Source organism: Streptomyces sp. NPDC059649, assembly GCF_042734445.1.
GTDB lineage: Bacteria > Actinomycetota > Actinomycetes > Streptomycetales > Streptomycetaceae > Streptomyces.
In genome coordinates, this window is record NZ_JBHWDV010000001.1 from 121,615 (window position 1) to 141,019 (window position 19,405).

Genomic DNA, 19,405 nt, shown 5'->3' on the forward strand with positions numbered 1-19,405 from the left:
CGTGACTGTACGCCGGACGGCGGGCGGGGGACCGGAGCGCGGTCCGGCCGGACCCGCCGGGGTGTCCCCGGTGTTGCAGGCCGCCGCCGCGTACGGGTGGCGCCTGATCGTCGTGGGCGCGGTCGTCTACGCCGTCTTCGTGGCGCTCGGCAAGTTCCACCTGGTGACCCTGGCGGTCTTCCTGGGGCTGGTCCTGACGGCCCTTCTGGAGCCGCTGACCAGACTGCTCAACCGCTGGATGCCCCGGTCGGCGGCGGTCGCGGCCGGTCTGCTGCTCGGCATCGTGCTGCTCTTCGGTGTGCTGAGCCTGATCGGTGCGAACGTCGCGGGGGAGTGGGCGGGGCTGCGCCGGGAGTTCGACGGCGGTGTGGCCCGGATCGAGCGATGGCTGGAGGGGCCGCCGGTCCACCTGAGCCGCGACACCCTGGAGCAGCTGCGGACGTGGGTCCGGCGGTTCGTCTCCACGCACCGGTCGGCGCTGATCAGCACCGCGCTGAGCGGTGTGGACCGGCTCGTCGAAGCGGCGACGGTGGGCGTGCTCGCGCTGTTCTGCTCGGTCTTCTTCCTGCACTCCGGCGGCCGGATGTGGCGGTGGTTCGACGGCCAGCTGCCCGGCAACCGGCGCCGCCCCGTCCACCTCGCCGGGCGGGCCGCCTGGACGACGTTCACCGGCTACACCCGCGGCATCGTCGTGGTCGCCGCGATCAATGCCGTCCTCGTGGGCACCGGGCTGTTCATCCTGGGTGTGCCGCTCGCCGTCCCGCTGGCCGTATTGGAGTTCTTCGCCGCCTTCATCCCGCTGGTGGGCTCGCCGATCGCGCTGGCCGTGGCCGCCGTGGTGGCGCTGGCCGCCAAGGGCCCGTTGATCGCGCTGATCGTCGTGCTGCTGATCGTGGTCATCGGCCAGATCGAGGGGCATGTGCTGCACCCGCTCGTGATGAGCCGCGCGGTCCGGCTGCATCCGGTCGTGGTGGCGCTCTCGGTGGTCTGCGGCGCGGTCACCGCCGGTGTGCCCGGCGCGATCGTCGCGGTGCCGCTCGTTTCGGTGGTGTGGTCCGTCTACGGGGTACTGCGCGCGCTCCCGGCCGCGTCCTTCCGGGCCCCCTGAGCGCGGCGTGCGCCCGGACGCCGATTGCGACTTCCGCACCGTCCGGGGCACTCTTGCGTCATGTCATACGTGCGGCTCGAAGCCTGGATCGGTGGGGAATGGGTGGAGGTGGACTCGGTGAGCGTGAGCCTCGTGGAGTCCGCGCTCACGCTCTCCTTCGAGCACCAGCGGACCGAATCCGGCTACCGGGACCTCATCTGGGAGCCGCTGGAGAAATTCCTCCGCGAGTACCGCGACGAACCGCTCGTCGTCGTACCGCGCCGGCGCAACCTTCCGGTGATGTTCGGCCCCGGCGCCGCGGGGCCGTTCCGGCTCGCCGAGGTGTCGGACGGCTGATCTCCGCTGACTCCCTGTCAGCGGCGAGGGCATCTCGCGGCCATCTACGGCACGGCAGGGGGAAGGCTCTTTCAGGGGCCGAGTGTCGTGCGTCAAACCGCGCATGCCGGGGCGGCAGCTACGTTCTCACCGTATTTCCGTCAAGTGGATCGTCGGAAACGAGCAAAACTGGCAACTATTTGACCGGACTGTCGCGTCCTCCGTGCAGAGTCATCAGGTGGGGGCTCCCGTCACCGCACCGCCACGACGGCGGGCGGTCACCGGGTCTTGTAAAGGAGAAAGTATGCGACCGTTTGCGTTGAGCTACGCCCGGCCGGCGGTGACGCCGTCGACCGCGGCTCCCTACACCTATGACGCCACGCGCCAACTCAACGTACTGCCCGACGGGCGCCCGGCCACCTCCAGCCGGGCGGTTCTGCTGGCCACCGGTACCACCGCGTCCACGGCCGGCTCCAAGACCCACTTCGACGACTGAGCGTCCATGACCGTCCTGGTCCTCACCTGCGAGGAGGACTTGACCGCGGACATGGTGGTCACGATCCTCCACGACCGCGGGGTCCCGCTCGTCCGCCTCGACCCGGCCGACCTGCCGGGCCGGGTCGCCCTGTCGGCGGACTACGCCCATCACGCCTTCCACGGCTACCTGAAGGCGGACGAGCGCATGGTGAGCCTGCGCAGCCTGCGGTCGGTGTGGGTCCGCCGGCCCGGGGCCCCCGGCACCCGGGCCGCGGAACAGTCCGCCTGGCTCGCCACGGAGGCCGAGCACGCCCTCTACGGCATGCTCGGCTGCACCCCGGCGCGCTGGATGAACCACCCCGTCGCGGCCGCGCAGGCCCGCTACAAGCCATGGCAGCTGTACCTCGCCCAACAGAGCGGCTTCACCATCCCGCCCACCCTGATCACCACCTTCCCGTCCGTCGCCCGGCAGTTCGCCGCCACCCACCGCGACCTCGTGGTGAAGTCGGTCTCCGGCAAACACCCCGGCGAACCCCCGATGGTGCTGCCCACCACGCGCATCGGCCCGGACGTGGACTTCACCGGAGTGGCCGCCTCCCCCACGCTGCTCCAACGCCACATCCACAAGCAGGCCGACATCCGGCTCACCTGCGTCGGCGGCCGGCTCTTCGCCGCCCGCAAGCAGGCCGATCCGGACGAGGTCGACGGGCGCTTCACCCAGAACGCCGCCTGGAAGCCCACCGAGGTCCCCGACACGATCCGGCGCTCGGTCGCCGCGTACCTGCGTCTCGCCCAACTCTCCTACGGCGCCTTCGACTTCGCCGAGGACCGGGAGGGAAGCTGGTGGTTCCTCGAATGCAACCAGGGCGGCCAGTTCGGCTTCATTCAGCTCGACACCGACCAGCCCATCGCCCAGGCCATCGCCACCTGGCTGGCGGAGGAACCGGAGTGACCGGCCCACGGGCCGTGTCCCGGTGCCGGAACGAAAGGGCTCAGCGGCTCGGCGGCACCCGGCCGAGCGTCCGGCCCGCCGCTTGCCCCTTGCCGCCCGCCGCCCGCCGCCCGTTGCCGGTCCGGGCCCGGCCCTTCCGTACGGCGATTGTCGTCCGTCCGGTGCGGCGCGTGGGGTGGAACGGTACGGCGAGTGTGCCGGTACGGGGTGCCGCCCGGTGCGGAATTTCCCGCGCAGGTCGTCTAGGGTCGTCGCGGCACCGACGAGGGGAGCGGGAATGGCCGGCTGGCCGGCGACACTTGACCGGGCGGGCATCACGGACCCGTCGCTCCGGCGCGACTACACCGAGCAGCGCCGTCTGGTCGCGCGGTTCGCCCGCGCCGAATACATCGCGGTGCGGCTGTTGCTCCCCCCGTCGCTCGTGCCCGACGTCCTCGCCGCCACGGCCTTCATGCACCACACCGACGACCGGATCGACCAGGGCCCGGTGGCGGAGCGGGTCGGGGCGCTCGCCGCATGGGACGGGCAGGTGCGGGCGGCCCTCGCGGGCGGTCCCACGGACGAGCCGTTGTTGCGCGCGCTGCGGCACACCATCACCCGACATCCCCAACTGGAGTCGTACGTAGGGGAGTTCCTGGCCGGGGCGGGTGCGGACGTCGACTGGTCCGGCTTCGCCACCGAGCGGGACTTCCAGGACTACATCGACGCCTATTCGCTGCCCGCCTTCATGCTCCTCACCTGCCTGCTCGCGCCCGACACCGGCACGGAGGCGTACGTGGCGGGCTGCCGCAGCTTCATCGAGGCGATGCAGCGCCTCGACTTCCTCGACGACATCGCCGAGGACCTGTCCCACGGACGGCTCGGCATCCCCCAGGACACCCTGGCCCGGCACGGGCTGACCGACCGCGACCTGGCCGAGGCCGGTCCCGCCGCCCGTACCGCCTTCGCCGCCCTGGTGCCGGAGCAACTGGCGCTGGCTCGTACGGCGTTGACGGCCTCGTACGACCTGGTCGAGCGGGTGGCGGCGCCCGGCCGGCCGCTGGTCCGCGCGCTGCTCACCCTGCAGGAACTCCGGGCCCGCACGGTGGAACGGAAGGGCGCGGCCCTGCTCGGCGGCGCCACCCGCCCGCCGCTCGCCGCCGCGCTCGGCGTCCTGGCCCGCGAATACCGGGCGGCGCGCAGCCGGCGGCTTGCCGTACGGGTCTGAGGCCGGCCGCAGTCCGGGCGGCTACCGCAGCAGCCATGCGCCGGTCATCCTCATCACCTCCGCGCGGCTGCGCGGGCCGTGGTCGGCGGCGATGAAGTGGTTGCCGATCCGCAGGGAGAAGGCGAGCAGACTGCGCGCCTCGACCTCGTCCTCGTCGGCGCAGAGCGCGCCGAACAGCGAACGCAGGTACGCCATGCGCCGGTTGTCGACCCGCCGCAGCCGCCGGGCGACGGCCTCGTCGCGGCGGGCCCAGTCGCGGACCGCGAGGTCGGCCGCGGTGCCCCGCAGTGGCCCCTCCGTGGACGACGAGGCGATCGCGAACAGTCGCTCCAGCTTGTCCCTGGCGTCCCCGCCGCCGCTCTCGACCTGCTCGATCACCCCGTCGGTGACCGCGCGCTCCCAGGCGTCGAGCATCTCGGTGAGCAGGGCGTCGCGATTGCTGAAGTACCCGTAGAAGCCGCCCTTGCTGACGCCGAGGGCCTGCGCCAGCACCTCGATGCGGACGGCTTCCGGGCCGCCCGCGGAGAGCGCGCGCAGTCCTTCCTCGATCCACTTGCCGCGCGGTGTGCGGGTCGCGCCCATGCGGTGTCTCCTCTCGTCTCTCGCACTATCTATACGGTGCCGTACAGACCGGTGTTAGGCTAGATCTGTACGCCACCGTATAGATAGGGGCCTGCCATGAGACTCCCCAGTACAGCGCACACCTCCCGCCCCTGGCGCATCCATGAGATCGCCGGGGACTTCCAGGTCGAGGACGTATGGGCACTTCCGACACCCGGCGGTCCGGACGATCTCGCCCGGCTGGTGCGCCAGTTCACCGGCGACACCCCGCGACGCGGGGCCCACCCCTTCTCCCTCGTGCCGCGGACGCTCTTCGCCGCACGCTGGGCGCTCGGGCAACTCCTCGGGTGGGACAAGCCGGTCGCCGGTCCCGGCAGCCGGAAGTGGACGTTGCGGGACCGGTTGCCGGCCGACCTCCGCGACGGCCCGCGGGGACCCGATCTGCGTGCGGTGCCGTTGACCTCGGTCTACCTGACACACGACGAATGGGTGGCCGAGATCGCCAACCGGACCGTGCGGGCGATCATGCACATCGGCTGGGTCCCGGACGGCGCCGACGGCTACCGCGGCCAGATGGCCGTCCTCGTCAAGCCCAACGGGCTGTTCGGCGCCCTCTACATGGCGGCCATCAAGCCCTTCCGCTACCTGGGCGTCTACCCGGCGATGCTGCGCGGGATCGGCCGGAGGTGGCAGGAGGGCTGACCCTCCGGACCTACGTCTGACACTCCGTCAGTCACTGGTGCGCGGCCCGGCGGTGCGGTCCCGCCGGGCCGGGACGAGCGCACCGAGCATCAGGACCGCGGTGAGCGCGAAGGCCGCCGGGTAGCCCGTCCAGCCGGCGAGCACCCCGAAGCCGGCCGCACCCACCCCCATGCCCGCGTCGTACGCGACGTTCCACAGCGCGCTCACCGTGCCGTAACCGGAAGCGGGCACGCGGGCGTACATCTGCGTCAAGGTGGCGTTCTGCGCGATGCCGAATCCGGTACCGAAGACCGCGGCACCGGCGAGCACGGCGAGTTGACTGCCCGTCAGCGCGAGGCCCAGCGTCCCGGCGGCGGACAGCAGCACACCGGGCAGCACCAGCCGGGCGGGCCCGTGCCGGTCGCCGTACCTGCCGGCGAACCAGCGCGCGACGACCGCGGCGAGCGGCTGCACGAACAGCGCCACCGCGACCACCCCGGCCGAACCGGCCGCCACGGCGAGCGGCAGGAACGTCACGATGATCCCGGCCGCCAGCGCGGTGGTCGCGAAGACCGCCGCGGGCCGCAGCAGCGCCCCGTCGCGCAGCCCGGCGACCACGCCCACCGACGGCCCCGCCGCCACCTCCCGGTCGGGCAGCCCGGGGACCGCGGCGACCGACACCAGCGCGACCAGCCCGGCGGCCACCGCGACCGGGCCGTACCCCACCTGCGCCACCAGCCACACCCCCAGCGGTAGACCGCACAGCGACGGCACCGCCGCGACGATGCCGACCAGCGCCAGCCCCTCCCCGCGGCGCGCCGCCGGTATGAGCGAGGCGGTCAGCGCACCGCCCGCGACGACGGCCGCCGCGAACCCCAGCCCGCGCAGGAAACAGATGACGACGATGCCCGCCATCCCCGCCGAGAGGGGCAGCACCAGCGCGGGCGCCCCGAGGAGGAACAGGCCGCCGCCCAGCACCAGCCGGTACCCGAAGCGGCCCACAAGGCGGGGAGTGGCCAACTCCCCCAGGACCGTGGCCAGCATCAGCGTTCCGGTGGCCACCCCCGGCGCCCCGCCGCCCCCGCCGGACGCCTCGGCGTACCGCGGCACGACCGGCAACAGCAGGAAGAAGCTCGCCGAGGCGCCCACCATGCTCACGAAGCGCAGCAGCAGCGCACGGGTCACCAGCCGCGGCCGCACACCGGCCGTGGCGTCCGGGCAACGGGGGTCCATCGATGTGGTCATGGGGCGACGCTAAAGTCCCGGTGGACCGCCGGTAAGCTCCAATTCCGTGTCGCCACAGTGGTCCGGTCTCTCACCCGCTCTCCTGATAGCCGTCGACCGGCACAGCGGCGAACCGCTGCGCTCCCAGGTGGAACGCCAACTGCGGGACGCCATCCGCACCGGCCGGCTCCAGGTCGGCGAACGGCTGCCCTCCTCCCGCCAACTCGCCCGCGAGGCCGGCCTGTCCCGCGGTCTGGTGCAGGACTGCTACGCCCAGCTCCAGGCCGAGGGCTACCTCGTGACCCGGGTCGGCTCCGCCACCAAAGTCGCCGCCGGGGCCTGCGCACCACCGTCGCCGGCCCCGCCGCCCCGCCCCGAACCCCCGCGCCTGCTGGCCGACTTCCGCTGGGGCGTCCCCGACCTCCGGTCCTTCCCGCTCGGCGACTGGCTGTGGGCCCTGCGCGAGGCGGGCCGCACCCTGCCCACCGCGGAACTCGACTACGGCGACCCGCGGGGCAGCGCCGTGCTCCGCGACGTCCTCGCGGCATACCTCCGCCGCGTACGGGCCGCCGCGGCCGCCCCCGAACGGCTCGTGATCTGCTCCGGCTACGCCCAGGGCCTCGACCTGGCACTGCGCGCGCTGGCCCGTGCGGGCATCCGTACCGTCGCCCACGAGGACCCCGGCTCGCCGGCCACCGTCACCGCGGCCGCGGCATCGGCCGGACTGTCGGCGGTGCCCGTACCGGTGGACGAGCAGGGCATCGACGTCGCGGCGCTGGCCGCCACCGACGCCCGGGCCGTCGTCGTCACGCCCGCCCACCAGTGGCCGACCGGAGTGGTCCTCGCCCCCGAGCGGCGGCTGGCCCTGCTCGACTGGGCGGAGCGCCGGAACGGCATCGTCATCGAGGACGACTACGACGCGGAATTCCGCTACGACCGGGAGCCGGTCGGATCGTTGCAGGGACTCGCGGCCGACCGTGTCCTGGCCATCGGCACCGTCAGCAAGTCCCTCGCCCCGGCCCTGCGCCTCGGCTGGCTGCTCTGCCCGCCCGCCCTGGCCGGACCCGTCACCGCGCTCAAGCACCTGGCCGACCGCGGTTCCCCCACGCTCGACCAACTGGCCCTGGCGAGGCTGATCGAGTCCGGCAGGTACGACCGGCAGCTGCGCCGGATGCGGACCGTCTACGGGGCCCGCAGGGACGCACTGGTGGCGGCACTGGCCGTCCATGCCCCCGGCGTCGCGGTGACCGGGCTGGCGGCCGGCTTCCACGCGGTCGCCCACCTCGCACCCGGGACCGACGAACCGGCCCTGCTCGCCGCCGCCCGCACCCGGTCCGTCGGCCTCTACGGCATGGGCGCCTGCCGCGCGACGCGCGCCGCCGCACCCGCCCAACTCGTCCTGGGCTTCGGCGACCTCGGGGAGCGCGCGATCACCGCCGGTATCGCCGCGATCGGTGACCTGCTGAGCTGCCCCGACTGAGGGCGGTCGACCAGGAGGACTTCCTGCCCGTCCGTCGACCGGACCGCACTCTTCCTGATCGGACCGCCTCGAACGGGGCATCCTGATACGAGACCGCCTCGGTAGCATTGCCGGGCGGCGAGGAAGATCGCGAGCGGCCGGGGGCCGGCTCGCGCGGACCGGACCGGGGCGGTGCCGTCCCGGTAAGTCGTCAGAAGGGACTGGGGTTTGCGTACCACCGAGGCGGCAGCACGGGAGCGCATCGCGGCGGCGCTGCGCACGGAGGCCGACGACATCGCCGACCGCTGGGTGCAGTTGCAGCTGGCGCGGGCGGCCTCGGGGAGCGGGGTCGGGGAGAGCGCACTGCGCGAGGAGGCCGATGCCCTGCTCGGGGCCCTGCGCGACGGACTGGAGGGCGACCTCCCGGTGGAGCGGGTCTTCACCGGCCACCAAGCGTTGCGGCAGGCGGTGTCCGACCTCTCGCTGCGCCGGGCCCGCAACGGCGTGAGCCCCACCGTCACCTCCCTGGCGGTGATGGCGCTGAAGGAGGCGCTGCTGGAGGCCGTACAGCGGCAGACCCGGGACGGCGACGAGCTGTTCGCCGCGTCCCTCCTCGCTAACCGCCTGCTGGACACCGCCGGTGCGCTGTCCTTCGAGACCTACGTCGACGGCCGGGAAGAGATCATCGGCCGACAGAGCCGGCAACTGCTCGAAGTCTCCACGCCCGTGGTGCGGTTGTGGCGCCAGGTGCTCGCCGTCCCCCTCATCGGCACCCTGGACACCACCCGCACCCAGGTCGTGATGGAGAACCTCCTGGAAGCCATCCAGGAGCACGAGGCGCTGGTCGCGATCATCGACATCACCGGTGTGCCCACGGTGGACACGGCCGTGGCCCAGCATCTGATGCAGACCGTCAACGCGGTACGGCTGATGGGCTCGGACTGCGTGATCAGCGGGATCCGGCCGCCGATCGCCCAGACCATCGCCCAGCTCGGCATCGACCTGTCCACCATCCTCACCCGCGCCACCCTCGCCGACGCACTGGCCGCCGCGATCCAGCTCACCGACGCGGCGCCGGCCCTCACCGCGCCGGGAGCGGAGCGATGAGCAGCCCGCCCACCACCGGAGTGCCCATCCTGCGCCTCGGGGACGTCCTGGTCACCGGACTCCTCAACGAGCTCGACGACGAGACCGCGGTGCGCTTCACCAGCGAGCTCACCGAGCGGATCGCCGCCGAAGAGGCCCGCGGGGTCCTGATCGACATCTCCCGGCTGGAGATCATCGACTCCTTCGTCGCCCGCACACTGATGGAACTCGCCACCACCGCCCGCCTGTTGGGCGCCCGGGTCATCGTGGCCGGCATGCGCCCACCGGTGGCCATCACGCTCGCCGAACTCGGCCTGCAGCTGACCGGGGTGGAAACCGCCCTCAACGCGGAACAGGGCATGGCCGCCCTGGGCTGGCACCAGAGCCCGGCGCCGCCCGGGGAGGCACGCCATGACCGGCGCCGGTGAGCCCAGGGGGACGACCGTGCTCGGGGACGAGGAACGCCGCGCGGCCAATGGCAAGGCCGCCGCCCGGCCCGCGACGTACGCCGTGCGCAGCGAACAGGACCTGCTGACGGTCCGTCATGCCGTGCGGGCCGCCACCCGCCGGGCCGGCTTCAGCATCGTCGACCAGACCAGGGTCGTCACCGCCGCCAGCGAACTCGCCCGCAACGCCTACGTCCACGGCGGCGGAGGAACCCTCACCATCGACTACCCGACCCGGCGGGACGCGGTCGGCCTGCGGCTGACCGTCACCGACGACGGCCCCGGCATCGACGACGTCCCCACCGCGCTCGCCGACGGCTACACCACCGGCTCCGGCCTCGGACACGGCCTCGGCGGCGCCCGGCGGTTGATGGACGAGTTCGACATCCGCACCGAAGTGGGCGGCGGGACGACCGTGACGGCAACCCGGTGGGCCGTACGGTGACCGCCCCGCCGCCCACGGCGTGCGTCCCCATCGACCACTACAGCGCCGTCCACCTCGCCGCGGAGACCGCCCGCGTGCTGGCCCGGGACGGCGCGCTGCCCGCTCCGCTGCCCGACCAGGCCGCCGTCCTCGCCTCCGAGCTGGGCAGCAACCTCGCCAAACACGCAGTGAACGGCGCCCTGTACGTGCAGCGGACCCCGCTCGGCGACGGCGTGGAGATCCTCGCCGCCGACCGCGGACCGGGCATGCCGGAGCTCGGGCGGTGCCTGGCCGACGGCTACACCACCACCGACAGCCTCGGCGCGGGCCTGGGCGCGGTCGGCCGGATCGCCACCGCCTTCACCATCCGCAGCGCCGCCTCCGACGGGACCTTCGCCTGCGCCCGACTCACCCCGTCCGCACGACTCGCCACCGACCTGCACGGACTCGGGGCGGTCTGCCTCCCGGCCGCCGGCGAACGGCTCAGCGGTGACGCCTGCGCCGTCGCCGACGGCCCGGACGCCCGCACCGCCCTCGTCGTCGACGGACTGGGCCACGGCCCGCAGGCCGCCGAGGCCGCACAACTCGCGGTGCGCACCTTCCAACGCGAACCGCACGCCCCGCTGCCCGACATCCTGCACGCCCTCCACCGCGCGCTGCGCCACAGCCGCGGTGCCGCCGTCGGACTGCTGCGGCTGCACCCGGACCGCGCCGAGTACTGCGGAGTCGGCAACGTCCGCGCCCTGGTGGTCACCCCGGACGGCGTCCACCACCAGCTCACCGGGCAGCCCGGCGTGGCCGGCCTGAACCTGCCCCGCGCCCACCCCAGGAACCTCCCCATGACGGACGGTGCCACCGCCGTGCTGCACACCGACGGCCTGGACCACCGCTGGACCCGCACCCCGCCGCCGTTCCTGCTGCGCCTGCCGCCGCCCCTGCTCGTCACCGCCCTGGCCCACGGCCACCGCCGTACCAGGGACGACGCCACCGTCCTTGCCGCCCACCGCTACCAGAGACCCTCGTGACCCCACGCGTACTCCACACCCTCCCGGCACTCCAGCAGGCCGTCCGCGGGCTGGCCGAATCCAGCGAACTGCCCGTCGAGACCCGGGCCCGTCTGGTGCTCGCCGTGAGCGAATCGGCCGGTGCCGCGCTCGACGCCGGCCAGGCGGTGACCCTGGAGGTCACCCGCGACAACGGTCGCGGCCGGCGCTCCGCGCCCGCGCTCGTCCTCACCCTCCGTACCCCGGGCGGCGCCCGCCCGCCGCGCGCCGGGCACTCCCCGCTGCCGGCCCGCACCGGACCCGACGGCTCACTGACCTGGCGCGTCCCGCTCACCGAGCCCGGCGGTGGCCCGGCACCGCACCGCCCGCCCGGCACTTCGGACACCGCAACGACCGAGACCGCCGCGCTGGAGGAGGAACTGCGGGCGGCCCTGGCCCGGGTGGACGCGCTGGTGGCCGAAAAGCGCCGACTGACCGAGGAGCTGGAGGAGACCAACACGGGGGTGCTTGCCCTCTACGTCCAGCTCGAAGAGCGCGACGAGCGGCTCCGCAAGGCCCACGGCCAGACGCTCCGCGAACTCGAGGACGCCCTGCGGCCACCACCGCTCACCCTCGACGGTCTGGAACTCGCCGTCCACTACGCACCGGCCGGCACCGACGCCCCCACCGGCGGAGACCTCTACGACTGGTTCCTGCTGCCGGACGGCACCGCGCACATCACCATCGTCGACGCCCTCGGCCACGGCGTGCGCAGCACCCGCAGCGCGCTCAACGTCACCCACGCGGTCCGCACCCTGGCCCTCGAAGGCCATCCGCTGGAATCGATCGTGGCGCGCACCCATGAGATCCTCAGCCCTTTCGACCCCGAGCTGATGGCGACGGTGCTGCTGGCCCGGCTCCACCCCGCCACCGGCGAACTGCACCTGGCCAACGGCAGCCACCCGCCGGCGCTGGTGATCCGGCGCGACGGGACCGCGGAATTCCTGGAGGTACGCGGCCGCGGCGTGGGCTTCCCACTGCCCGGCAGCGAACGGCTGCTGCGCACCCGGCTGGACGAGCAGGACCTGCTCGTGCTCTACACCGACGGCCTCACCGAAAGCCGCCGGGACCCGCTGGAGGGCGAACAACGGCTGATCGAGAGCGTCTTACGGCACCGGCACCGCCCGACACGGGAGATCCCCGGTGCCCTGGCGGAGGACATGCACGCGGTCATCCTGCACTCCGACGACACCCTCGCCCTGACCCTCCGTCGGACCCCGCAGCCGGGATAGGCAGGATGCCGTTCGACGCTCAGCGGTGGGCGTTCACCGGTCCCGTCGGCGGCACGGCATCAGTGCGTGCACCGTCTTGCCCTGGTCCGTCAGGCACACCGACGTGGCGATCGCGAGCCGCTGCACCATCGGCCAGCCGAACCCGCCGCAGTCGCCGTCGACGTCGGGCACCCGCCCCACGGGCGGACGGCAGGACGCGTCGGTCACGCCCACCGCGAGCGCGTCCCCGCAGACGGCCAGCCGCAGCGAACAGGAGGAACCGGCCGCGTGCCGTACGGAGTTGGTGACCAGCTCACAGACCACGAGCACCACCGCCTCGGCGGCGCCGTCGTCCACCGGGGGCCGCAGGCCCGCCAGGAACTTCCGGGTGACGGCGCGTGCGGTGGCGGCCGCCCTGGGCCGCCGGGCCATCGTCGTCACCTGCGCCGACGGCAGGGGGGCCGACGGCGTCATGCCGTGGTGCCGGGCCGTGGTGCTGCTCAACAGGATCACCTCGTTCGCGTCGTCCTTGAGACGGGCCACCGGGCCGCCACATCGTCATCCGCGCACGTCTCCGGTCCGCCGGCCGTTGACCGCCGACCATCCCGTGTATCGCACACGGAGAGTCACTCCTCTCGTGCGTCCGTCGCAGCAGAGGTCATGACTACCGCCCTGACCTGCTGTTCCGTCAGCCTCCTCGATCGCAGATCCTTCCTACCCTGGTCACCCTGCGTTAATCCGCCCGACGGTGACGGATCGCCGGAACCTCCGACCGCCGGGTACAACCGCCGTACGGGCCATGCCCGCTGATGTCTCACCAGAGTGTGTCGATCGTGCCGGGATACAGGGCGAGACGGGTGTGCCGGAACGCGGCGCGGTGCCGTCGGGCCTCGGCGGAGAAGAAGTCGGCCATGGTGACCTTGTCGAAGGGCGGCCGGTCGCTGGGCAGGGGGCACCGCGGAGTGCCGCCGATGAGATGGGTGCCGGGCAGCAGTCGCCAGCCCGCGCTCCGGTAGAAGGGCTCCAGCGGCCGGTCACAGGTGAACACGCCCAGATCCAGGCCGGCATCGGCCATGGCGGTACGGGCGGCGGCCACCAGCCGTCGGCCGTGTCCCCTGCCGCGTGCGGCGGGCCGGGTCACGACGGTGCTCAGCCCGCCCGCGCGGTAGCGCCGGCCCTCGTGCACCAGCGGCTTGGACAGCACGTCCAGCGCCGCCACCACGACGCCGTCGTCGTCGACCAGCAGCATCGAGCGGGGACACAGGGCCGGATCGTGGGTGGGGGCGGTGCCCGGCTCGGGCGAGGGCTCGTCCGGGGGCCATGCCTGGCGCTGGAGGTCCAGGACCTGTGTGCGCAGCGCGGTGGGGGTTTCCGCTTCCGGGAAGGACAGGATCTGCATGTGGTGATCGTGCCTGCCCGCACCCCGCACCGACAGCGCATTTCCGCGCGGGCGGCTCAGGCCCCCAGACAGTCGACGAACGACACCCGCCCGCCGGCACCCTTGATGAAGTCCCGGGTGGAGTGGTTGCGCAACAGGCACATGTCGTAACGGGCCTTGGGGCCGCCGTCGCCGTCCTCCTCGTAGAAGTGCTGCCCGGACAGCTGGCACGAGTCATACCGCACCAACGGGCCCCGGGGGCCGATGCGGTAGCGGTGCGGACGGCTGGACTCCGCGAACGGCTTGAAGGCGTGTGCGGTGTCGTCGCAGTCGTTGAAGTGCACCGTGCCACTGTCCCAGGCACAGTCGATCACGACGGTGTCCGGGCTGCGCACCTCGAAGCGGATGTCCTCGGCGTGGAAGCGCTGGACGGAGTCGTGGTGCGGACCCCGCGGAAAGCGGAAGAAGGTGCTGGTCCGCCCGTAGTCGGCGGAGTCGCCGGGGCGGCGGCCGGTGATGATGTACGAACCGCCGCGGCAGGTGACCGACCCCCCGTAGGGGAATTCCAGGAAGTTCCCCCAGGAGTACTCGACCTTCATATCGGTGAACCAGTAATTGAGGAACTGGTCCTGCTGCGACCGGTCCGGCGACTTCTGCGACAGCCCGGAGTAGAGGAACGCCTTGCGGTAGGAGCCGCCCACCCGGCACGCGTCCCAGCGCATCTCGGAGTTGGTGTTGCTGCCGTCGAGGGCCAGCCCGTAGGTCCACTCGCCGGTCCACTCGCAGTCGGAGAAGCGGTAGTCCTGGGCCTGGCCGGTCGAGAACGAGTAGAAGAACGACGCGCCGGGCGTGCCGGAGCGGAACGCGAGGTGCTCGAACATCACATTCGCCCAGCTGTCCTCGTTGCGGCACAGATAGGCGTCCTCGGAACGGGACGGCGCGAAGATCAGCTGGGTCATCCGCTTCCCGGCGCCGCGGAACCGCAGGCCGTTCGCCTTGAGCTTGCCGGGCGGGGCGTTGAGCAGCGCGTGCGGCGCCCGGATGAGGTACGTGCCGGCCGGAATGTCGATCACGGTCCGGCCGATGTGGTCCCAGACCCGGCCGGCCGCATAGGCGTAGGCGCGGGCGAACGCACGGCTGTCGTCGGTCCGGCCGTCCCCCTTGGCGCCGCAGTCCGCCACCACGTCGATGACGTCCTTGCCCTGGGGCTTACGGCCGGAGACCAGCGGCTCCTGGGGCGCGTTGTCGGACGGTTCCCGGTCGGGCGCGGAGTCGCAGCCGGCCAGGGCGGTCGCCAGTGCGGCGGCCGTACCCGCCAGAACCGTCCGGCGGCCGGCGCCACCGTTTGACGGAGAGGTCCTGCCTGCCATGATGTGCTCCTCCGGGGGTCCATTTCTTCAAGTGGGGGGACATGAGTCAGTTCGGATATGCGCTCAGGGAACTGTCGGCGGCCCAGAAATCCGCGAAGGGGGTGTCCCTGTATTCGCGTTATGTGAACCGGCCGGCCGGCCGGATACTGGCCGCGGCGGGCTACCGGCTGAAACTCACGCCCAATCAGGTCACGCTCATCAGCGCGGCGGTGACCTTCACCGGAGTGGTGCTGATCGCGGCGCTCCGGCCCTCGCCCGCCGCGGCGCTGGGCATCGTCGCGGCACTGGTGCTGGGTTTTGCGCTGGATTCGGCCGACGGCCAGCTCGCCCGGCTGACCGGGACCGGCAGCGCGGCGGGGGAGTGGCTGGACCATGTGGTCGACTGCGCGAAGATGCTCGCCGTCCATATGGCCGTACTCATCGCCTTCTACCGTCACTTCGGATTCTCCGACCCGGTGTTCCTGTTGCTGCCGGTGGCCTTCCAATTCGCCGCGGTGATGGTCTTCTTCGGCGGAATCCTCACCGAACAGCTCAAGCGCGCCGAGCGGCTGCGGACCGGCGCGGACCGGGCCGCCGCGGCACCGGTGTCCACCGTGCGCGCGGTGGCCCTGCTCCCCGTCGACTACGGCGTGTTCTGCGTGGCGTTCCTGCTCTTCGGCAGCCGTGACCTGTTCGTCGCGGCGTACTGCGCGCTGCTCGCCGCCCATCTCCTCTTCATGGTGGCGTTCTTGGTGAAGTGGTACCGGGAACTGTCCGTGCCCCTTCGCTGACGACCTGCGACGAGGCGGCGGGGCATTTCCCGGAAGATTTCCGGGAAATGCCCCGCACACCTCAGCCGGCCTCGCTCACGCCGAATTCGCCAGCCCGTCGAGCGCCTTGCGCAGCAGTGTGCTCGACGTGTGCACGGTGTACGGGAAATAGACCACCTCGACACCGACCGCCGCGAAGTCCCGCTCGAGCTTTTCGCCCTTGCTCGTTCCCCGCCAGTCGTCGCCCTTGAAGAGGACGTCGAACCGGACCTGCTGCCAGGTCACCAATTTGTCCGGCACGGTTTCCACGAATGCCGCGTCCACGAACCGGACGCTGCGCACGATCTCCAGCCGCTCGGTGAGCGGAATGACCGGTGCCGTGCCCTTGGCCTGTTCGGCCATTTCGTCCGAGACGACCCCGGCCACGAGATAGTCGCACTGGCTCCTCGCATGCCGGAGAATGTTCAGATGCCCTATGTGGAACAGGTCGTAGACCCCGGGTGCGTACCCCACGCGGTGCGTCATGTGCTCCCCACTCGGCGAACGGTCAGTTCCTGGCGGTGACGTTGACCGGCCCGTTGCGGCCCGAGACGTTGGTGCCGTCGGTGACCTCCAGCGAGTAACGGTGCGCCGAACCGGGCTGCACGGTGTCCGTGTAGCTCATGTCCGGCCGGTTCCAGTAGCGCGAGTCCTTGGTGAGCGAGGTCAGATACACCCCGTCCCGGTAGAGCTTGTACGTCAGCGCGCCGTTGTCCCGGTCCCAGGAGGCCTTCCAGGTCAGCGTGATCTTCCCGCGGGCCGGGCTCGACCCGCTCATCAGCGGCACCTGCGGCGCACCGGTGTCCGGAGCCGCCGCGAACCGCGTCAGGCCCTGCTGCGGCGCGTCGTTGACGGTGGTGAACTCGCCGCCCGCCCACAGGATCCCGTCCGCCATGGTCAGCGCCCGCGGGCCGATCTGCTCACCGATCCCGTCATTGGTGTCCGGGAACCACGGCAGGATCGTCTTGTCCGCGATCGACTGGGCGAGGAAGTGCTGGCGGTTGCCGATGTCCGGGAAACCGCCCGGGGTGTCGGAGCAGTTGTGCGCGTGCGAGCCGCTGTAGAGGACGCCCTTGTACGGCAGCACGGCCTGGGTGGCGCCCAGGCAGGTGTCCTTCCAGATCTGCCCGCCGTCCGACAGCCGGCCGGCGATGCGCCCGTCGAAGACCCCGCCACCGGTCCCCTCGGCGCCCAGATAGAAGTTGGTGCCGTCGTTGACGAGCGCCTTGACCGCCGACCTGTTGGGGATCCAGCCGGTGAAGGTGTTGACGACCTTGCCGGTGGTCGCGTCGAGTCCGGCCAGCGCGTGCACGCTCAGCAGACTGCCGTTCACCGAGGTGAACCGGCCGCCGATGATGACCTTGTTGAGCTTCGGGGCGACGGTGATCGCGTTCACCCCGGGCGTCGGGTCGTTGGGGATCGACGAGCCCCGGATCGTCGCCTTGAACGGCAGCAGCGCACCCGTCGGACGCAGTGCGGCGACCCGCTCACGGGTCTGGCCCTGGACCGTCGAGAACTGGCCGCCGATGTAGACCGTGTCGTCGGTGACGTCGAGGGCGCGCACGGTCGAGCTGACCGTGGGCTTCCAGTCGTCGCCGATCGTGCAGTTCGCGGTGTTGAGCGAGGCGGTGTTGGAGCGCCCGACCGGGCCGGCCTTGCCGAACGAGCCGCCGATGTAGATCAGCGAACCGTCCGGCGAGGCCTTCATCGCCCGGATGGTGTTCTCTCCGCCGCTGAACGCCGGTGCACACGACAGTGGTTGGCCGGTTTTGGCGTCGAAGGCCGCGAAGTTCTTACGGGCGAGCTCACCGCTGCCGGGGGCCGCGCCGGGCGGCCGGATGTGATCGAACCGGCCCCCCACGTAGACGATGCCCTTGGCGTACGCCAGGGACCACACGATGCCGTCGGTCTGCCAGGTGCTCAGCGGATCGGCGGTCAGCGTGGCCTCGCCGTCGGCCTGGGCGGGACCGGCGGCGAGCGCCGTCGAAGCGGTACCGAGCACCGCGGCCGCGAGGAAGAAATGGACTGGTCTGCTTCGTTGGCGCACAGGTCCCCCCTGGAAGCATGGCGCGAGCAAGAAATGTTGTCGGGACAGGAGACGCGAACGACCGGCTTTTCGTGGGGAATTGCGGCCAGCGTTCACCGTGAGTTTTCCGAACTGCGCTTGCGCAGCGCACCGAAGAACTCCCCTACCCCCAGCGGCAAACGATAGCGCCAGACAAGGGCGCCGAACGGCCCGATTGCCAAAACCGTTGCGAAAAGCGCACCGGGCACGCTGTCACCCCATAATGCCCGCATGCCGAACGCCCCGCACGACACCGCTCCGAGGCCGGTCACCGCGGCCAGCAGATAGCCCCGGTCCACGGTGCGGAACCCCAGCCGCCGGCGGACCAGCAGCGCCGAGACCCCGTTGTCCACGACGATCGCCAGCCCCCAGGACACCGCAGCGCCCAGCACCCCGTACCGCGGCACCAGCCACACCCCGGTGCCCACCTGGACCACGAACGCGGACCCGGCCACCGCCAGGTTCCCCACGCTCCGCCCGGCCATCAACAGCGCCGTCTGGGCGTTGCCGACACCGACGTTGACCATGGCCGCCACCGCCAGCGCCACCAGCGCCGGCGCGCCGCCGGCGAAGCCGGGACCGAACACCGACAGCACGGTGCGCGGAAAGGCCGCGAACAGCACGAACACCGGCCAGGAGAACAGCGCGATCCACCGCGTCGACAGCCGGTGCAGCCGCTGCGCCCCGCCCTGGTCACCGCCCGCCAGCAGCCGGCTGATCTGCGGTGCCACCGCCAGCCGGACCGCCAGCTGCAACAGCGTCCCGGCGGTGATCAGCCGCCCGATCGCCGTGTAGACCCCGGCCTCCGCGCTCGTGCCCAGCACCGACAGCAGGATCACGCCGATCCACACCGCGGCGATGTCGAACAGCGACGACACCGCGCGCGGCCCGGCGAACGCCCAGAACTCCCGGGCCCGCGGCGGCGGCCGGCCCGTTCCGGGATGCGTACGCCGGGACCGACGCAGTGAGAACCCGGCCGCCACCGCACCCAGCACCCCGGGCGCCAGCCAGGCCGCCCAGACCCCGGTCACGCTCGGCGCCCACAGCACCAGCGGCACCGCCAGGAGCACCCGCAGCACCGGCTTGCCGATCTGCTCCACCCCCACGAACGGCACCACCGACCCGTACCCCCGGGTCGCACCGAGCAGCACCAGCGTCACCGTCGTCACCGGCAGGAACACCGCACACAGCCGTAACACGGCACCGGCCTGCCCCGGGTCCAGCTCGGGCAGCAGCCGGCCGGCGAGCCCGGGGGAGCACAGCAGCACCACCGCCCCGGCCCCGCCGGCCAGCAGCGCCGGCGGTACCGCGGTCCGCAGCAGCCCCGGCACCCCGGCCCCACCGGTCAGTTCCAGGTCCCGCGAGACGAAACGGACCAGCGCGGTATCGGCCCCCAGCTTCAGGGCGTTGCTCAGGATCGTGAAGGCCGCGACCGCGGTGAAGACCGCACCGGCCCCGCGGGCCCCGAGCCCCTGGGTGACGACGGCCACCAGCAGGAAGCCGAACACCGCGTTCGCCGCCGAACCGGCCAGCGCGAACAGACTCCCGCGCGCCGTCGTCCGCACATCCGACGCCCCAACTGGATTGGTGCGCACGGTAGTTGGCATCGC

21 protein-coding genes are annotated in these 19,405 nt (G+C 72.3%); 13 read left to right on the forward strand and 8 right to left on the reverse strand.

Annotated elements, in window-relative coordinates:
• The first annotated feature begins 61 nt into the window (after nucleotides 1-61).
• From ACFV1J_RS00595 to ACFV1J_RS00615, 5 genes are all read left to right on the forward strand, one after another.
• On the forward strand, nucleotides 62-1,108 hold the full coding sequence (locus tag ACFV1J_RS00595; protein ID WP_385855417.1) for an AI-2E family transporter: 1,047 nt from the start codon (nucleotides 62-64) through the stop codon (nucleotides 1,106-1,108).
• A 60-nt stretch (nucleotides 1,109-1,168) separates the two neighbouring features.
• Complete coding sequence (locus ACFV1J_RS00600; RefSeq protein ID WP_385854988.1) at nucleotides 1,169-1,444, forward strand: hypothetical protein; 276 nt, start codon at nucleotides 1,169-1,171, stop codon at nucleotides 1,442-1,444.
• Between the two features lie 283 nt (nucleotides 1,445-1,727).
• Entirely contained in the window at nucleotides 1,728-1,919 is a 192-nt protein-coding gene (gene tgmA / locus ACFV1J_RS00605) for a putative ATP-grasp-modified RiPP (protein WP_261953374.1), read from the forward strand.
• Between the two features lie 6 nt (nucleotides 1,920-1,925).
• Nucleotides 1,926-2,852 carry an ATP-grasp ribosomal peptide maturase gene (gene tgmB / locus ACFV1J_RS00610; RefSeq protein ID WP_385854989.1) on the forward strand — a complete coding sequence of 309 codons (927 nt, stop codon included), beginning with the start codon at nucleotides 1,926-1,928 and terminating at the stop codon, nucleotides 2,850-2,852.
• 277 nt (nucleotides 2,853-3,129) lie between these two features.
• Nucleotides 3,130-4,059 (forward strand): phytoene/squalene synthase family protein, encoded by a 930-nt coding sequence (locus ACFV1J_RS00615; RefSeq protein ID WP_385854990.1) that lies wholly within the window; start codon nucleotides 3,130-3,132, stop codon nucleotides 4,057-4,059.
• Between the two features lie 21 nt (nucleotides 4,060-4,080).
• Here ACFV1J_RS00615 and ACFV1J_RS00620 read toward each other — a convergent pair whose 3' ends face one another.
• Nucleotides 4,081-4,641: a TetR/AcrR family transcriptional regulator gene (locus tag ACFV1J_RS00620; RefSeq protein ID WP_385854991.1), complete on the reverse strand. Its 561-nt coding sequence runs from the start codon at nucleotides 4,639-4,641 to the stop codon at nucleotides 4,081-4,083.
• A 96-nt stretch (nucleotides 4,642-4,737) separates the two neighbouring features.
• Between ACFV1J_RS00620 and ACFV1J_RS00625 the strand changes: the two genes are divergently transcribed.
• Nucleotides 4,738-5,322, forward strand: coding sequence for a DUF2867 domain-containing protein (locus ACFV1J_RS00625; protein ID WP_385854992.1), 585 nt, complete (start codon nucleotides 4,738-4,740; stop codon nucleotides 5,320-5,322).
• A gap of 27 nt (nucleotides 5,323-5,349) precedes the next feature.
• Here the strand turns inward: ACFV1J_RS00625 and ACFV1J_RS00630 are convergent, their stop codons facing one another.
• Nucleotides 5,350-6,546 carry an MFS transporter gene (locus ACFV1J_RS00630; RefSeq protein WP_385854993.1) on the reverse strand — a complete coding sequence of 399 codons (1,197 nt, stop codon included), beginning with the start codon at nucleotides 6,544-6,546 and terminating at the stop codon, nucleotides 5,350-5,352.
• Nucleotides 6,547-6,592: 46 nt separating this feature from the next.
• On the opposite strand from ACFV1J_RS00630, the gene ACFV1J_RS00635 reads away from it, so the two are divergent.
• From ACFV1J_RS00635 to ACFV1J_RS00660, 6 genes are all read left to right on the forward strand, one after another.
• The gene (locus tag ACFV1J_RS00635) at nucleotides 6,593-8,005 is read left to right on the forward strand and encodes a PLP-dependent aminotransferase family protein (protein ID WP_385854994.1); all 1,413 of its coding nucleotides are present in this window, start codon (nucleotides 6,593-6,595) and stop codon (nucleotides 8,003-8,005) included.
• Between the two features lie 207 nt (nucleotides 8,006-8,212).
• A complete protein-coding gene (locus ACFV1J_RS00640; RefSeq protein WP_385854995.1) occupies nucleotides 8,213-9,091 on the forward strand; it encodes an STAS domain-containing protein in 879 nt (292 codons plus the stop codon).
• Complete coding sequence (locus ACFV1J_RS00645; protein ID WP_385854996.1) at nucleotides 9,088-9,498, forward strand: STAS domain-containing protein; 411 nt, start codon at nucleotides 9,088-9,090, stop codon at nucleotides 9,496-9,498. The genes ACFV1J_RS00640 and ACFV1J_RS00645 overlap by 4 nt, the downstream gene beginning before the upstream one ends.
• Nucleotides 9,482-9,961, forward strand: coding sequence for an ATP-binding protein (locus tag ACFV1J_RS00650; protein WP_385854997.1), 480 nt, complete (start codon nucleotides 9,482-9,484; stop codon nucleotides 9,959-9,961). The genes ACFV1J_RS00645 and ACFV1J_RS00650 overlap by 17 nt, the downstream gene beginning before the upstream one ends.
• Entirely contained in the window at nucleotides 9,946-10,965 is a 1,020-nt protein-coding gene (locus ACFV1J_RS00655; protein ID WP_385854998.1) for a SpoIIE family protein phosphatase, read from the forward strand. The genes ACFV1J_RS00650 and ACFV1J_RS00655 overlap by 16 nt, the downstream gene beginning before the upstream one ends.
• The gene (locus tag ACFV1J_RS00660; protein WP_385854999.1) at nucleotides 10,962-12,215 is read left to right on the forward strand and encodes a PP2C family protein-serine/threonine phosphatase; all 1,254 of its coding nucleotides are present in this window, start codon (nucleotides 10,962-10,964) and stop codon (nucleotides 12,213-12,215) included. The genes ACFV1J_RS00655 and ACFV1J_RS00660 overlap by 4 nt, the downstream gene beginning before the upstream one ends.
• A 33-nt stretch (nucleotides 12,216-12,248) precedes the next feature.
• On the opposite strand, the gene ACFV1J_RS00665 is transcribed toward ACFV1J_RS00660, so the two are convergent.
• From ACFV1J_RS00665 to ACFV1J_RS00675, 3 genes are all read right to left on the reverse strand, one after another.
• Nucleotides 12,249-12,737: an ATP-binding protein gene (locus ACFV1J_RS00665; RefSeq protein ID WP_385855000.1), complete on the reverse strand. Its 489-nt coding sequence runs from the start codon at nucleotides 12,735-12,737 to the stop codon at nucleotides 12,249-12,251.
• Between the two features lie 271 nt (nucleotides 12,738-13,008).
• Nucleotides 13,009-13,593 (reverse strand): GNAT family N-acetyltransferase, encoded by a 585-nt coding sequence (locus ACFV1J_RS00670; protein WP_385855001.1) that lies wholly within the window; start codon nucleotides 13,591-13,593, stop codon nucleotides 13,009-13,011.
• 56 nt (nucleotides 13,594-13,649) lie between these two features.
• Nucleotides 13,650-14,942: a glycosyl hydrolase family 28-related protein gene (locus tag ACFV1J_RS00675; protein ID WP_385855002.1), complete on the reverse strand. Its 1,293-nt coding sequence runs from the start codon at nucleotides 14,940-14,942 to the stop codon at nucleotides 13,650-13,652.
• 41 nt (nucleotides 14,943-14,983) lie between these two features.
• Between ACFV1J_RS00675 and ACFV1J_RS00680 the strand changes: the two genes are divergently transcribed.
• Complete coding sequence (locus ACFV1J_RS00680) at nucleotides 14,984-15,712, forward strand: CDP-alcohol phosphatidyltransferase family protein (protein ID WP_385855003.1); 729 nt, start codon at nucleotides 14,984-14,986, stop codon at nucleotides 15,710-15,712.
• 75 nt (nucleotides 15,713-15,787) lie between these two features.
• Here ACFV1J_RS00680 and ACFV1J_RS00685 read toward each other — a convergent pair whose 3' ends face one another.
• From ACFV1J_RS00685 to ACFV1J_RS00695, 3 genes are all read right to left on the reverse strand, one after another.
• Nucleotides 15,788-16,216 (reverse strand): adenylyltransferase/cytidyltransferase family protein, encoded by a 429-nt coding sequence (locus tag ACFV1J_RS00685; protein WP_385855004.1) that lies wholly within the window; start codon nucleotides 16,214-16,216, stop codon nucleotides 15,788-15,790.
• 22 nt (nucleotides 16,217-16,238) lie between these two features.
• A complete protein-coding gene (locus tag ACFV1J_RS00690; protein ID WP_385855005.1) occupies nucleotides 16,239-17,777 on the reverse strand; it encodes a fibronectin type III domain-containing protein in 1,539 nt (512 codons plus the stop codon).
• A gap of 92 nt (nucleotides 17,778-17,869) precedes the next feature.
• On the reverse strand, nucleotides 17,870-19,402 hold the full coding sequence (locus ACFV1J_RS00695) for an oligosaccharide flippase family protein (RefSeq protein WP_385855006.1): 1,533 nt from the start codon (nucleotides 19,400-19,402) through the stop codon (nucleotides 17,870-17,872).
• Nucleotides 19,403-19,405 lie beyond the last annotated feature (3 nt).

Coding starts and splice junctions, on each gene's coding strand:
- ACFV1J_RS00600 (WP_385854988.1), top strand. CDS start 1,169: ATGTCATACGTGCGGCTCGAAGCCTGGATCGGTGGGGAATGGGTGGAG.
- tgmA (WP_261953374.1), top strand. CDS start 1,728: ATGCGACCGTTTGCGTTGAGCTACGCCCGGCCGGCGGTGACGCCGTCG.
- tgmB (WP_385854989.1), top strand. CDS start 1,926: ATGACCGTCCTGGTCCTCACCTGCGAGGAGGACTTGACCGCGGACATG.
- ACFV1J_RS00615 (WP_385854990.1), top strand. CDS start 3,130: ATGGCCGGCTGGCCGGCGACACTTGACCGGGCGGGCATCACGGACCCG.
- ACFV1J_RS00620 (WP_385854991.1), bottom strand. CDS start 4,641: ATGGGCGCGACCCGCACACCGCGCGGCAAGTGGATCGAGGAAGGACTG.
- ACFV1J_RS00625 (WP_385854992.1), top strand. CDS start 4,738: ATGAGACTCCCCAGTACAGCGCACACCTCCCGCCCCTGGCGCATCCAT.
- ACFV1J_RS00630 (WP_385854993.1), bottom strand. CDS start 6,546: ATGACCACATCGATGGACCCCCGTTGCCCGGACGCCACGGCCGGTGTG.
- ACFV1J_RS00645 (WP_385854996.1), top strand. CDS start 9,088: ATGAGCAGCCCGCCCACCACCGGAGTGCCCATCCTGCGCCTCGGGGAC.
- ACFV1J_RS00650 (WP_385854997.1), top strand. CDS start 9,482: ATGACCGGCGCCGGTGAGCCCAGGGGGACGACCGTGCTCGGGGACGAG.
- ACFV1J_RS00670 (WP_385855001.1), bottom strand. CDS start 13,593: ATGCAGATCCTGTCCTTCCCGGAAGCGGAAACCCCCACCGCGCTGCGC.
- ACFV1J_RS00675 (WP_385855002.1), bottom strand. CDS start 14,942: ATGGCAGGCAGGACCTCTCCGTCAAACGGTGGCGCCGGCCGCCGGACG.
- ACFV1J_RS00680 (WP_385855003.1), top strand. CDS start 14,984: ATGAGTCAGTTCGGATATGCGCTCAGGGAACTGTCGGCGGCCCAGAAA.
- ACFV1J_RS00685 (WP_385855004.1), bottom strand. CDS start 16,216: ATGACGCACCGCGTGGGGTACGCACCCGGGGTCTACGACCTGTTCCAC.
- ACFV1J_RS00695 (WP_385855006.1), bottom strand. CDS start 19,402: ATGCCAACTACCGTGCGCACCAATCCAGTTGGGGCGTCGGATGTGCGG.